The sequence below is a fragment of the Streptomyces bambusae genome, assembly GCF_020532645.1.
Lineage (GTDB): Bacteria > Actinomycetota > Actinomycetes > Streptomycetales > Streptomycetaceae > Streptomyces > Streptomyces bambusae.
Genome location: NZ_JAJAUZ010000001.1, coordinates 36,553 through 50,024, shown reverse-complemented (window position 1 = coordinate 50,024; position 13,472 = coordinate 36,553). Strand labels below are relative to the sequence as shown.

Sequence of the window (13,472 nt, the reverse complement as noted above, 5' to 3'; positions counted from 1 at the left end):
CGGGAGCGGTCCCGCTCAGCCGCGGTCCCCGTCGGCCGTCCCCGGTCCCGCGGGCCGGCTCTCGGGCCCTCCGAAGTCGGGGCTGGTGAAGTCCGGGCTGCTGTAGCCGGGCCGGCTGCTGCCGGCGGTGGCGCCCGCGCTGCCGGGGCTGGTGAAGTCCGGCGAGTCGTAGCCCAGCCGGGGGATGCGGCTGCGGGGCAGCCGCGGGGCGGGGGCTGCGGGGTCGGCGCTGGGGTCGGCGAGCGCGTCCTGGAGGAACGGCATGATGCCGCGCTCCAGCAGGGCGTGCCGCCACGCCTCGCGGGCCCGCGACACCTCGTCGGGTATCGCCTCGGCCGCGTCGGAGGCCACCTCGGTGGGGCTGTTGCGGACGGCCGTCACCAGCAGGCCGATCGCCGCGCACAGGATGGCGGCTGCGGTGAGGGCACCGAAGAACCAGCCGACGGTGAGCATGGTGCGTGCGAACGCCGGTTCCGGATCGAGCAGTTTGAGCAGGTAGCCCACCAGGAGGAAGATCACCATGGCGGTGCCGGCCAGCATCGGGGCGAGGACGGCGACGACGGCGCTGGCACCGGCGCCCCCGGTCGCGTCCTCGGGTTCCCGGCCCACGGGCGTGGTCGCGACCTCGTCGCGCACATCCGCTCGTACTTTCACATAGTGCTCGTACTCGGCTGCTGCTGCGGCCGTCAGCAGCGCGCTGGCGTTCAGTGCCATCGTGCGCAGCTGTTCCGCGTTGAGCCGTTCGCCGACCGTGGACAGTTCCGGTCGCTCGTGCGCGGTGCGCAACGCCTCGTCGAGAAGGCGTCCGAACTCCGGCCGGTCCTCGTTCAGCAGGTGCGGAGCGCTGGTCATGTGCATCCCCCGATACTCCGTCGGGCCGGTTTGCCCGCGTAGACCCGGACAAGCGGCGGAAACGGAGGAGAGCCTGCTACGGACAGTGCGATGGTAGAGCGCCCACGCCATACGGTGACAGGGGCTTTCGTGAAATACCCCGGACGGTGAACGCTCAGTCGCTCAGCGGAAGTTGCACGACCAGCAGCTTTCCGGCCATGGTCACCCCGCCGTCCATCGCGATGGCCAGTCCGCCGGCGTACACGTGGGGGCCCTCGACGACCGGTCCGCCCTCGCCGTCGGAGTCCTCGGCGCCCACCTCGCCGAGCAGGTACGGGATGGGGCTGTGGCCGTGGACGACGCGGCTGCCGCCGTAGGTCCCGAGCAGCTCGCGGACGGCCTCGGGGCCGGTCTCCTCGTCGCGGAAGGCGAACCGCCGGGTGAACTTGCGGAACAGGTCCCAGGTCTCGTTCGCGTCGTTGAGGTTGAGCAGCTCGTGGATCTTGTCGTTGACGTCCTCGATGGAGCTGCCGTAGTCGAGGTAGGCGGTGGTGTCGGAGTGCAGCAGCAGGTGGCCGTCCTCCAGGGCCGCCGCGTCCAGCCGGGACATCCACTGGAGGTGGACGTCCTGGAGGCGCTCCATGTCGGTGCGCTGGCCGCCGTTGAGGAGCCAGGCGGCCTGGAAGGTGGCGGTGCCGGCGCCGGAGGCGACGGGGGTGTCGCCGAACCGCTTGGCGCCGATGAGCAGCAGCTCGTGGTTGCCCATCAGGGCCTTGCAGTAGCCGCCGGAAGCGGCCGCCTCGGCGGACAGCCGCATCACGAGGTCGATCACGCCGATGCCGTCGGGGCCGCGGTCGGTGAAGTCGCCGAGGAACCAGAGCCGGGCGTTGCCGGCGGACCAGCAGCCGTCGGCGTCGATCAGCCCCTGGGCCCTCAGTTCGGCGACCAGCTCGTCGAGGTAGCCGTGCACGTCGCCGACGACGTAGAGGGGGCCGAGGCCGGAGCCCGGCCGTTCCTCGGGCACGTACGTGACCTGCACGGTGTCACCGGCCCGGGCTCCTATGACGGGGAGGTCCCGCTGGGTGGGCGTGTAGCCGTCCGGGTCGTCCTCGTAGGGCGGGGCGTGCTCCGGGTACGGCGGCACGTCCGCGCGGGCCTGCGGCTGGAGGGGGATGTGCGGGGGCTCGCCGTACGGCGCCGCGGCCGGATACGGCTCGGGGGCCTGGTACGGCTCGGGCGCGGTTCCGGGGACGCGGAAATCCCGCAGCGTCTCCGTCCGCATCACGGGTCCCTGACCGGCCCCCTGGCTCATCGACCCCTCCACCACCGTCGCGCTGCCGCACATCCGCGGACCCTCCCTGGCCGGAGGGTCCGTGATGTCGTGCGCCCATCATAGGAATGCGGCTCGCGCTCTGTGACGCACCAGGGGTGGTGAATCCTCGACGGAACGTGTCGCGCAGACCCGTGTTCGGCCTTTTCTCCCGAATTGTTCGGTCTCAGTCCTTCGCCGGCGAGCGTGGCGGGCTCACCGTGGTGCGGGGCTGCCGGCGCTGCGAGGAGGTCCGGACGATCAGTTCGGTCGGTATCACCTGCTCGACCGGCCGCCCGGTGTCCACCCCTTCGATGGCGTCGATGAGCAGTTGGACCACGGCGGTGCCGATCCGGCGGGGCTTGAGCGAGAGGGTGGTGATGGGGGGTTCGGTGTTGGCGTAGACGGTGGACTCGCTGCAGCAGACCAGCAGCAGGTCGTCCGGGACACGCAGCCCGTAGCGGCGGGCGGCGGCGAGCAGGTCGGTGCCGTTGGGGTCGAAGAGGCCGTAGACGGCGTCCGGGCGGTCGGGGCGGGCGAGCAGTCGGTCGGCGGCGACCGCTCCGGCACACGGGTCGTGGGCCGGGTAGGACTCGTAGACGGGGTCCTGGCCGACGCGGTTGCACCAGTTGAGGTACGCGGTGGTGGAGAGCCGGGTGTAGGTGTCGGTGGTGGTTCCGGTGAGGAGGCCGATCCGGCGGGCGCCGGCCGCGGCCAGGTGGTCGAGGAGGTCGAGGACGGCGGCCTCGTGGTCGTTGTCGACCCAGGCGGTGACGGGCAGGGCGCCCGCCGGTCGGCCGTCCGAGACGACGGGCAGGCCCTGGCGGACCAGCTCGGTGACGACGGGGTCGTGGTCGGAGGGGTCGATGACGACGGTCCCGTCGAGCGCGACATTGGACCAGACGTCGTGGCGGGAGGTGGCGGGCAGGATGACGAGGGCGTAGCCGCGGGCGAGTGCCGCGGAGGTGGCGGCCCGCGCCATCTCGGCGAAGTACGCGAATTCGGTGAAGGTGAAAGGTTCATCCCCGTACGTCGTGACGGTCAGGCCGATGAGACCCGACTTGCCGGTACGAAGGGTCCTGGCCGCGGCGGAGGGGCGGTAACCCAGCCGGTCGGCCACCTCGCGGACGTGGCGACGGGTGGCGTCCGGCAGCCTCCCCTTGCCATTGAGCGCGTCCGACACGGTTGTGATCGAGACGCCGGCCGCTGCCGCCACGTCCCTGATGCCCGCCCGTCCTTGCCGGCCGGCCCGCCGGGGGGTCTCCGTCCGGCTCACCTGATGCTTCCCTGCTGCTGTCATGGCGAGCCGATAGTAGGGCGCTCATGCCCTCACGGTCTGGATGCATATGCAGTCGTTGACAGGCACGTTTCTGCATGGTTCGCCACCCCCAATGACCTTGCAAACAGAGGGCGTTCTGGGGTTTTCGGTCGCTGGGCCGCTTGTCGATCGGTACGAGCATGCCAAGGTGGGCATGTTTCGAAGTGGTCTCAACTCACCTTCACGGGTGACGCGCGCCACGGCGCGAGCCACCGGCGCATGCATATATGCATGCGCCCCCCGGTTTCCTGCCGCCAGCCATTCTCGGGACGGCGGAATCCTCATAAGGTGAGCAGTATTGAAGTCTCAAGGGACGGTCGAGGAGGACCTGCGGTGAGCGAGAAGAGCCCGAAGCTGCGCGCCGAGCTGGATGGAATCCCCACGTACAAGCCGGGGAAGCCCGCCGCGGCCGGGGGTGCCGTCGCGTTCAAGCTGTCCTCGAACGAGAACCCGTACCCGCCGCTGCCGGGGGTGCTGGAGAGCGCCGTCGCGGCGGCCGGGAACTTCAACCGCTACCCCGACATGGCCTGCACCGGCCTGGTGAACGAGCTGGCCGAGCGCTTCGGCGTGCCGGTCGAGCACGTCGCCACCGGCACCGGCTCGGTGGGCGTGGCCCAGTCCCTGATCCAGTCCACGGCCGGCCCGGGCGACGAGGTCATGTACGCCTGGCGCTCCTTCGAGGCGTACCCGATCATCACGCAGATCTCCGGCGCCACGTCCGTGCAGGTCCCGCTGACCGACGGCGACGTGCACGACCTGGACGCCATGGCCGAAGCGATCACCGACCGGACCCGGCTGATCTTCGTCTGCAACCCGAACAACCCCACCGGCACGGCCGTGCGCCGGGCCGAGCTGGAGCGCTTCCTCGACCGGGTGCCCTCGGACGTCCTCGTGGTGCTGGACGAGGCGTACCGCGAGTTCGTCCGCGACACCGACATCCCGGACGGCATCGAGCTCTACCGCAGCCGCCCGAACGTGGCCGTGCTCCGCACCTTCTCGAAGGCGTACGGCCTGGCCGGCCTGCGGGTCGGCTTCGCGATCGCGCACGAGCCTGTGGCGGCGGCGCTGCGCAAGACGGCGGTGCCGTTCGGCGTCAGCCAGCTGGCGCAGGACGCGGCGGTGGCCTCGCTGCGCGCCGAGGACGAGCTGCTGGGCCGGGTCGGCACGCTGGTGTGCGAGCGGACCCGGGTCTACGAGGGCCTGGTCAAGCAGGGCTGGACGGTCCCGGACACCCAGGCGAACTTCGTGTGGCTGCGGCTGGGGGAGCGGACCCTCGACTTCGCGGCGGCCTGTGAGAAGGCCGGTGTGGTGGTCCGGCCCTTCGCCGGTGAGGGCCTGCGGGTCACGATCGGCGAGCCCGAGGCGAACGACCTGTTCCTGCACACGGCGGAGGCGTTCCGCAAGGAGCTGTAGGGGCCGAGTGCGGCCGGCCCCGGGGGGGTCAGGCCGCTTCCACCCGGATCGGGTCGCCGTCGCGGACGGTGGCCAGGAGGCGGGGGTCGCCGTCGAGCGAGCCGAGCACATTGCACGGGCTCGCCAGGCGACTCTCGCCTCCTCGCGATATCGGGGTGGGGCCGTAGGGGAGGGCGAGCGCGTCGCCGTCGGTCCAGAAGGCGACCGTGCCGGGGTCGACCACCTGGCGGGCGTCGTCCTCCAGGGCCACGGAGACCCCGGTGTCGAAGTACACCTCCTCGCCCCAGGTGTTCGCGGTGGCGACGAGCGGGAGGGCCGCGGCCAGGGCCTTGGCGGTCGGGGTGTCGTCGAGGGTGGCGGTGAGCTGACCGGCGGGCCAGGAGAGTCGTATCTGCATGACTGAATTCAACAAGATGTTGAATTTCTTGACCAGGGGGCGAAGGGGGCCCCCGGTTCAAAGATCGCCACACCAGTACGACATAATGCTTGTGAATGTGAACGCGTTCACAAGCGTGCCTGGTTCCTCCGTGTTTCCTCCGCTTTCCATGGGGCCCGGGCAGGCGCGCTGCCGATGTCACCACGGCGAAGTGAAGGAGAAGCGGACGTGGACCTGGCTTTGGCGCCGGAGACCCTGGCGCGATGGCAGTTCGGCATCACCACCGTCTACCACTTCCTCTTCGTGCCTCTGACGATCTCGCTCGCCGCGCTCACCGCCGGCCTGCAGACCGCCTGGGTACGGACCGGCAAGGAGAAGTACCTCAAGGCCACGAAGTTCTGGGGCAAGCTCTTCCTGATCAACATCGCGATGGGCGTCGTCACCGGCATCGTGCAGGAGTTCCAGTTCGGCATGAACTGGTCGGACTACTCGCGGTTCGTCGGCGACATCTTCGGAGCGCCCCTCGCCTTCGAGGCGCTGATCGCCTTCTTCTTCGAGTCCACGTTCATCGGCCTCTGGATCTTCGGCTGGGACAAGCTGCCGAAGAAGATCCACCTGGCCTGCATCTGGATGGTCTCGATCGGCACCGTCCTCTCGGCGTACTTCATCCTCGCCGCGAACTCGTGGATGCAGCACCCGGTCGGCTACCGCATCAACGAGGAACGCGGCCGGGCGGAACTCACCGACTTCTGGCTGGTGCTCACCCAGAACACCGCCCTCACCCAGTTCTTCCACACCATCAGCGCCGCCTTCCTCGTCGGCGGTGCGTTCCTGGTCGGCATCTCCGCCTTCCACCTGGCACGCAAGAAGCACGTGCCGGTCATGCGGACCTCGCTGCGGCTGGGCCTGGTCACCCTGGTGATCGCCGGTCTGATGACGGCCGTCAGCGGCGACCTGCTCGGCAAGGTCATGTTCAAGCAGCAGCCGATGAAGATGGCCGCTGCCGAGGCGCTGTGGGACGGCGAGGCGCCCGCGCCCTTCTCGGTGTTCGCCTACGGCGACGTGGACAAGGGCCACAACAAGGTGGCCATCGAGATCCCGGGCCTGCTGTCCTTCCTGGCCAACGACGATTTCGACTCGTTCGTCCCCGGCATCAACGACGTCAACAAAGCCGAGCAGGAGAAGTTCGGGCCCGGCGACTACCGGCCCAACATCCCGGTCGCCTACTGGGGCTTCCGCTGGATGATCGGCTTCGGCATGGCCTCGCTGACCGTGGGCGCCATCGGCCTGTGGCTGACGCGGCGGAAGTTCCTGCTGCCGGCCGGTCTGCGGACCGGCGAGGACGAGGTGCCGCACCTGGTGCTCTTCAAGCAGGCCCTCAGCCCGCGGCTGACCAAGTGGTACTGGCTCGTCGCCCTGTGGACGATCGCCTTCCCGCTGATCGCCAACTCCTGGGGCTGGATCTTCACCGAGATGGGCCGGCAGCCCTGGGTGGTCTACGGCGTCCTGCGCACGCGGGACGCGGTCTCGCCGGGCGTCTCCACCGCCGAGGTGCTCATCTCGATGATCGGGTTCACCCTCCTGTACGCCGTGCTCGCGGTCATCGAGGTCAAGCTGCTGGTCAAGTACATCAAGGCCGGACCGCCCGAGCTGACCGAAGCCGACCTCAACCCGCCCACCAAGATCGGCGGCGACGACAAGGACGCCGACCGTCCGATGGCCTTCTCGTACTGAGGCTGAGGAGAGCGAGACATGGAACTCCACGACGTCTGGTTCGTGCTGATCGCGGTCCTCTGGATCGGCTACTTCTTCCTGGAGGGCTTCGACTTCGGGGTCGGAGTGCTCACCCGGCTGCTGGCCCGGGACCGCCGCGAGAAGCGGGTCCTCATCAACACCATCGGTCCTGTCTGGGACGGCAACGAGGTGTGGCTGCTCACCGCGGGCGGAGCGACCTTCGCCGCCTTCCCCGAGTGGTACGCCACTCTCTTCTCCGGCTTCTACCTGCCGCTGCTGGTCATCCTGATCTGCCTGATCGTCCGGGGTGTCGCCTTCGAGTACCGGGCCAAGCGGCCTGAGGAGAAGTGGCAGACCAACTGGGAGCGGGCGATCTTCTGGACCTCGCTGATCCCCGCGTTCCTGTGGGGCGTGGCCTTCGCCAACATCGTCCGCGGTGTGAAGATCGACGCGGACATGGAGTACGTCGGCACCGTCTGGGACCTGCTCAACGTCTACTCGATCCTCGGCGGGCTGGTCACCCTCACCTTGTTCACCTTCCACGGCGCGGTCTTCACCTCGCTGAAGACGGTCGGTGAGATCCGGGAGCGGTCGCGCCGGCTGGCTCTGCGGCTGGGCCTGGCCACCGCCGTCCTCGCGCTCGCCTTCCTGCTCTGGACGCAGGTCTCGCGCGGTGACGGCAAGAGCCTGGTGGCGATGGCGGTCGCGGTCCTCGCCCTGCTGGCGGCACTCGGGTTCGTCGTGAAGGGCCGGGAAGGCTGGGCCTTCGCCCTGTCGGGCGTCACCATCGCGGCTGCTGTGGCCATGCTCTTCCTCACGCTCTTCCCGAACGTGATGCCGTCCTCGCTGAACGATGCCTGGCACCTGACGGTCACCAACGCCTCGTCCAGCCCGTACACGCTGAAGATCATGACCTGGTGCGCGGCCATCGCCACCCCGGTGGTGCTGCTCTATCAGGGCTGGACCTACTGGGTGTTCCGCAAGCGGATCGGCACGCAGCACATCGCCGAGCCCGCCCACTGATCCGGCTGGTCCTGCACGCCCTGCCCCGGGGGTGTTTCACGTGAAACATCCCCACCCGCCCTTCCGAGGGGGATGTTTCACGTGAAACCGATCGACCCGCGCCTGCTCCGGTACGCCCGCTCCACCCGCGGATTCCTGGCGGCGGTGGTGGCCCTCGGCCTGGCCGGGGCGGGGCTGGTCGTCGGCCAGGCCATGCTCGTCGCGGAGATCGTGGTGGGGGCCTTTCAGAGGGGCCTGGACGGCAGCGCGCTCCGCACTCCCCTGCTGTTGCTCGCGGCGGTGGCGCTGGGGCGCGCACTGGTGTCCTGGCTGACCGAGCTGGCTGCCCACCGGGCCGGCGCGGCCGTGAAGTCGGAGTTGCGGGGGCGGTTGCTGGCCCGGGCAGCCGAGCTGGGGCCGGGCTGGCTGAGCGGGCAGCGGACCGGGTCTCTGGTGGCGCTGGCCACCCGGGGTGTGGACGCCCTCGACGACTACTTCTCCCGCTACCTTCCCCAGCTGGGGCTCGCGGTGGTGGTCCCGGTGGCGGTGCTGGCCAGGATCGTCACCGAGGACTGGGTGTCGGCGGCCATCATCGTGGTGACGCTGCCGCTGATTCCGCTGTTCATGGTGCTCATCGGGTGGGCCACGCAGAGCCGGATGGACCGCCAGTGGCGGATGCTGTCGCGGCTCTCCGGACACTTCCTCGACGTTGTGGCCGGCCTGCCGACCCTGAAGGTGTTCGGGCGGGCCAAGGCGCAGGCCGAGTCGATCCGGGCGATCACCTCGGAGTACCGGCGGGCCACCCTGCGCACGCTGCGGATCGCCTTCCTGTCCTCGTTCGCCCTGGAGCTGCTGGCGACCCTCTCGGTGGCGCTGGTGGCCGTGACGATCGGCATGCGGCTGGTCCACGGAGACCTCGACCTCTATACGGGCCTGGTCATCCTGATCCTCGCTCCCGAGGCGTACCTGCCGCTGCGGCAGGTCGGGGCGCAGTACCACGCGGCTGCGGAGGGACTGGCGGCCGCGGAGGAGATCTTCGAGGTGCTGGAGACCCCCGGCACGGCGGCCGCGGGCACCGAGCGGCTGCCGGACGGCCCGCTGCGGATCGCCGTCGACGGGGTCGCGGTCCGCTATCCGGGCCGGACGGCAGATGCGCTCGCCCCGGTCTCCCTGGTGCTCGAACCCGGCGAGTGCGTGGCCCTCACCGGGCCGAGCGGGGCGGGCAAGTCGACCCTGCTCCAGGTGCTGCTGGGCTTCACCCCGCCGACCGCCGGGCGGGTGACGGTCGGCGGGGCCGACCTGGCGGGACTGGCTCCGGAGGCCTGGCGCGAGCAGATCGCCTGGGTCCCGCAGCGGCCGTACCTGTTCGCGGGGACGATCGACGAGAACGTACGGCTGGCCCGGCCCGGCGCGTCGGAGGCCGAGGTGGCCGCCGCCCTGCGGGACGCGGGCGCCGAGGAGTTCGTGGCCGGGCTGCCGCGGGGCGCGCAGACCCTGCTCGGTGAGGGCGGCGCGGGGCTGTCGGCGGGGCAGCGGCAGCGGCTCGCGCTGGCCCGGGCCTTCCTGGCGGACCGGCCGGTGCTGCTGCTGGACGAGCCGACGGCCGCGCTGGACGGCGAGACCGAGGCGGGGATCGTCGAGGCGGTCCGGCGGCTGTCGGCCGGCCGGACCGTCCTGCTTGTCGTGCACCGGCCGGCGCTGCTGGCGGTCGCGGACCGGATCGTGGCGCTGGAGGAGGGGCCTGCCCGGGTGGCAGCGGCCGGTGTTCCGGGCCTTGCTGCCGCCTTTGGCGGCGGGGTGCGCGGGGGCGATTTCGACGGGGGGGCCGAGCCCGCGGCGGACTCCCCCGCGGTCGAGCCGGCCCGGGGCCGGTCCCTGGCGGCGCGGGTGCGGGCCGCGGCCGGTGCGCGGCGCGGCCGGTTCGGGCTGGCGCTGCTGCTCGGCGCCCTGGCGGTCGGCAGCAGCGTGGGGCTTATGGCGGTCTCCGGCTGGCTGATCTCGCGGGCCTCCCAGCAGCCTCCGGTGCTCTACCTGATGATGGCGGTCACGGCCACCCGGGCCTTCGGGCTGGGACGGGCGGTGTTCCGGTACGCGGAGCGGCTCGTGTCCCACGACGCCGTACTGCGGATGCTCGCCGACCTGAGGGTCTCGGTCTACCGGCGGCTGGAGCGGATCGCCCCGGCCGGGCTGCGGCACACCCGGCGCGGGGACCTGCTATCGCGGCTCGTCGCCGATGTGGACGCCCTCCAGGACTACTGGCTGCGGTGGCTGCTGCCGGTGGGTACCGGAGTGCTGGTGTCCGCGGGGGCCGTCGGCTTCACCGCCTGGCTGCTGCCGGAGGCGGGCGCGGTCCTCGCGGCCGGGCTGCTGCTCGCCGGGGTCGGGGTGCCCGCGCTGATCGCGGCGGTGGCCCGGCAGGCGGAGCGGCGGCTGGCCCCCGCGCGGGGCGAGCTGGCGGTCCGGGCGGCCGACCTGCTGGCCGGCACTGCGGAGCTGACGGTCGCCGGGGCGCTCGGGGACAGGCAGCGCCGGGCCGCGGACGCGGACCGGGAGCTGACCCGGATCGCATCCCGCGGGGCGGCGGCGGCCGGACTCGGCAGCGGCCTGTCGGCGCTGGTGTGCGGGCTGACCGTGGTGCTGGCCGCACTGGTCGGAGTGGCCGCGGTGGCCGACGGCCGGCTCGGCGGGGTGACCCTGGCCGTCGTGGTCCTCACGCCGCTGGCGGCGTTCGAGGCCGTGGCCGGGCTGCCTCTCGCCGTCCAGTACCGCCAGCGGGTGCTGCGCAGCGCCGAGCGGGTGTACGAGGTGCTCGACGCGCCGCTGCCGGTGGCCGAGCCGCCGGCGCCGGCCGCGCCGCCGGCGGGCCCGTTCCCGCTGCGGCTGAGCGGAATCGCAGCCCGGCATCCGGGCCAGGAACGGGCGGCCCTGGAGGGGCTGGACCTCACGCTCGACGCCGGCCGCCGGATCGCCGTCGTCGGCCCGTCCGGCTCCGGGAAGACCACCCTCGCCCAGGTGCTGCTGCGCTTCCTCGACCCGTCGGCCGGCACGTACCGGCTGGGACCGGCCGGTGTGGCCGCGGACGCGCTGGACGGGGACGACGTACGCCGCATGGTCGGGCTGTGCGCCCAGGACGCGCACCTGTTCGACAGCTCGGTGCGGGAGAACCTGCGGCTGGCCCGGCCGGACGCGACCGAGGCCGAGCTGCGCGAGGCGCTGGCCGCGGCGCGGCTGCTGGAGTGGGCGGACGGGCTGCCCGACGGGCTGGACACGCTGGTCGGGGAGCACGGCGAGCGGATCTCGGGCGGGCAGCGGCAGCGGCTGGCGCTGGCCCGGGCGCTGCTGGCGGGCTTCCCCGTGCTCGTGCTCGACGAGCCGGCCGAGCACCTGGACGCGGCGACGGCGGACGCGCTGACTGCGGACCTGCTCGCGGCGACCGAGGGCCGGGCCACCGTGCTGATCACGCACCGGCTGGCGGGGCTGGAGGGAGTCGACGAGGTGGTGGTGCTGGAGGCCGGCCGGGTCGTCCAGCGCGGCCCGTACGGGGAGCTGGCCGCGGCGGAGGGGCCGCTGCGGCGGATGCTGGCGCGGGAGCGGGAGAGCGGGGTCCCGGTGTCCGCGGGGCTCGCCGTGGCGGGCGGGCCGGTCCGGTGACCGGCGGCCGACTTTCCCGAGTAAAAGGGACTAACTAGGCTCAAGGGCATGTCGTTGCAGGAGTCGCACGCACACGAGTCGTCGGATCCGCCGGAACCCGGTTCGTCGGAACCGGATCCGCTGGAAGCCGCCACCCAGGCGACGCGGAGTCTGCAGGGCCTGTCCACCGAGCTGACGGCCCGGGTGCCGCAGCTGCTGGAGGCGATGCGGTCGGTGGGCACCGGGCTGGAGCTGCACTCCACGCTGGACCGGATCTGCGAGACGGCCGCCGAGCTGGCCGACGCCCGGTACGCGGCGATCGGGGTGGTCGACACGGAGGGCCGCGGCCTGTCCGACTTCGTCACGTACGGCATCGGGCAGGAGCAGGCGAGGCTGATCGGGCACCGGCCGGACGGCCACCGGGGGCTGCTCGGGGCACTGATCCGCGATCCGGAGCCGGTGTGCCTTGCGGATCTGACGACCGATCCCCGGTCGGCCGGGTTCCCGCCGCACCATCCGCCGATGAAGACGTTCCTGGGCGTTCCGATCCGGGTCCAGGGCGAGATCTTCGGCAACCTCTACCTGGCGGAGAAGCGCGGCGGCGGCGAGTTCAACGACTACGACCTGCACATGGTCCGGGTGCTGGCGACCGAGGCGGGCATCGCCATCGGCAACGCCCGGCTGTACGAGGCGGCGACGCAGCGCGAGCGGTGGATCGACGGGTCGGTGGCCGTGACCACGGCGCTGTTGTCGGGCGGGGACGCCGACGACGCGCTGGCGGTGGTCGCCGAACAGGCCCGCCATCTGGCGGATTCGGCTGCCGGGATCGTGATGCTGCCGACGGAGGAGGGCGCGATGGAGATCGTGGCCGTGTCCTCCGACAATCCGGCGACCTCGCTGGGGGTGCTGATCCCGGCGGAGAGCCCGATCGTGGTGCGCCTGATGGGCGGCGAGCCGGTGTTCGTGGACGACGCAGCCGGTGATCCGCGCATGATCAGCCGGCTGACCAGCCAGTACGGACCGTGCATGATGCTGCCGCTGCAGAGCGGGGGCCGGGTGCTGGGTGCGCTGGTGACCCCGCGGGCGCGCGGGCAGCGCCCGTTCAGCGAGGCCGAGCGGACCCTGGCCACCCAGTTCGCCTCGCAGGCGGCGCTCGCTCTGATGATGGCCGAGGCGCAGCGGGACCGGGAGCGGCTCGCGGTGTTCGAGGACCGCGACCGGATCGCGCGGGACCTGCACGACCTGGTCATCCAGCGGCTGTTCGCCACCGGGATGATGCTGGAGGGTGCGCAGCGCCGCTCCATCGTGCCGGAGGTCAGGGAGGGCGTCGGGAAGGCCGTGGACGAGCTGGACGTGACGATCCAGGAGATCCGCACGGCGATCTTCGCGTTGCAGCAGGGCCCGGCGGAGGCCCCGTCGGGGCTGCGGACCCGGGTGCTGCGGGAGATCAACATGGCGGCGGTGCCGCTGGGGTTCAAGCCGGCGCACCGGTTCCTGGGCGCGGTGGATTCCGTGGTGGGCGAGCTCGTCGGGAAGAACCTCATCGCGGCGCTGCGGGAGGCCCTGTCCAACGCGTTCCGGCATGCCGAGGCCTCGCGCATCGAGGTGGTGGTCGATGCCACGGCGAAGCTGACGGACGGCCGGCCCGCGGTCCGGCTGGAGGTCGCGGACGACGGGGTCGGCATCCCGGAGGGCGGACGGCGCAGCGGGCTGCGCAACCTGCGGCGGCGGGCCGAGTCCCTGGGCGGCGCCAGCTGGTACGGCCCGGGGCTCGGCGACGACGGCGGCGGCACGACCCTGGTGTGGGAGGCGCCGCTGTAGGGCCTTGCGGTCCGGTGCGTGTGTTCCTGCGCGCGGGT

At 71.9% G+C, this 13,472-nt stretch carries 9 protein-coding genes; 5 read left to right on the top strand and 4 right to left on the bottom strand.

The features are described from left to right. Positions 1-15 precede the first annotated feature (15 nt). From LG634_RS00220 to LG634_RS00210, 3 genes are all read right to left on the bottom strand, one after another. The gene (locus tag LG634_RS00220) at positions 16-858 is read right to left on the bottom strand and encodes a hypothetical protein (RefSeq protein WP_226731469.1); all 843 of its coding nucleotides are present in this window, start codon (positions 856-858) and stop codon (positions 16-18) included. Positions 859-1,006: 148 nt separating this feature from the next. Further along, complete coding sequence (locus LG634_RS00215) at positions 1,007-2,158, bottom strand: metallophosphoesterase (protein WP_372482350.1); 1,152 nt, start codon at positions 2,156-2,158, stop codon at positions 1,007-1,009. A 169-nt stretch (positions 2,159-2,327) separates the two neighbouring features. Beyond that, a complete protein-coding gene (locus LG634_RS00210; RefSeq protein ID WP_226731467.1) occupies positions 2,328-3,440 on the bottom strand; it encodes a LacI family DNA-binding transcriptional regulator in 1,113 nt (370 codons plus the stop codon). A 351-nt stretch (positions 3,441-3,791) separates the two neighbouring features. Here LG634_RS00210 and hisC point away from each other — a divergent pair, with 351 nt between their 5' ends. Continuing rightward, positions 3,792-4,871 (top strand): histidinol-phosphate transaminase, encoded by a 1,080-nt coding sequence (gene hisC, locus LG634_RS00205; protein ID WP_226731466.1) that lies wholly within the window; start codon positions 3,792-3,794, stop codon positions 4,869-4,871. A 28-nt stretch (positions 4,872-4,899) separates the two neighbouring features. On the opposite strand, the gene LG634_RS00200 is transcribed toward hisC, so the two are convergent. Beyond that, complete coding sequence (locus tag LG634_RS00200; protein ID WP_226731465.1) at positions 4,900-5,268, bottom strand: cyclophilin-like fold protein; 369 nt, start codon at positions 5,266-5,268, stop codon at positions 4,900-4,902. 207 nt (positions 5,269-5,475) lie between these two features. Here LG634_RS00200 and LG634_RS00195 point away from each other — a divergent pair, with 207 nt between their 5' ends. The 4 genes from LG634_RS00195 (at position 5,476) to LG634_RS00180 (ending at position 13,434) form a co-directional block, all read left to right on the top strand. Beyond that, entirely contained in the window at positions 5,476-6,981 is a 1,506-nt protein-coding gene (locus LG634_RS00195; protein WP_226731464.1) for a cytochrome ubiquinol oxidase subunit I, read from the top strand. An 18-nt stretch (positions 6,982-6,999) separates the two neighbouring features. Then, complete coding sequence (gene cydB / locus LG634_RS00190; RefSeq protein ID WP_226731463.1) at positions 7,000-8,004, top strand: cytochrome d ubiquinol oxidase subunit II; 1,005 nt, start codon at positions 7,000-7,002, stop codon at positions 8,002-8,004. Positions 8,005-8,085: 81 nt separating this feature from the next. Continuing rightward, positions 8,086-11,634, top strand: coding sequence for a thiol reductant ABC exporter subunit CydD (gene cydD / locus LG634_RS00185; RefSeq protein WP_226731462.1), 3,549 nt, complete (start codon positions 8,086-8,088; stop codon positions 11,632-11,634). 48 nt (positions 11,635-11,682) lie between these two features. Continuing rightward, on the top strand, positions 11,683-13,434 hold the full coding sequence (locus LG634_RS00180; RefSeq protein ID WP_226731461.1) for a sensor histidine kinase: 1,752 nt from the start codon (positions 11,683-11,685) through the stop codon (positions 13,432-13,434). Positions 13,435-13,472 lie beyond the last annotated feature (38 nt).

Excerpts from the sequence above, each read along its gene's own strand:
- LG634_RS00220 (WP_226731469.1), bottom strand. The coding sequence starts at position 858 with ATGCACATGACCAGCGCTCCGCACCTGCTGAACGAGGACCGGCCGGAG.
- LG634_RS00210 (WP_226731467.1), bottom strand. The coding sequence starts at position 3,440 with ATGACAGCAGCAGGGAAGCATCAGGTGAGCCGGACGGAGACCCCCCGG.
- LG634_RS00200 (WP_226731465.1), bottom strand. The coding sequence starts at position 5,268 with ATGCAGATACGACTCTCCTGGCCCGCCGGTCAGCTCACCGCCACCCTC.
- cydB (WP_226731463.1), top strand. The coding sequence starts at position 7,000 with ATGGAACTCCACGACGTCTGGTTCGTGCTGATCGCGGTCCTCTGGATC.
- LG634_RS00180 (WP_226731461.1), top strand. The coding sequence starts at position 11,683 with ATGTCGTTGCAGGAGTCGCACGCACACGAGTCGTCGGATCCGCCGGAA.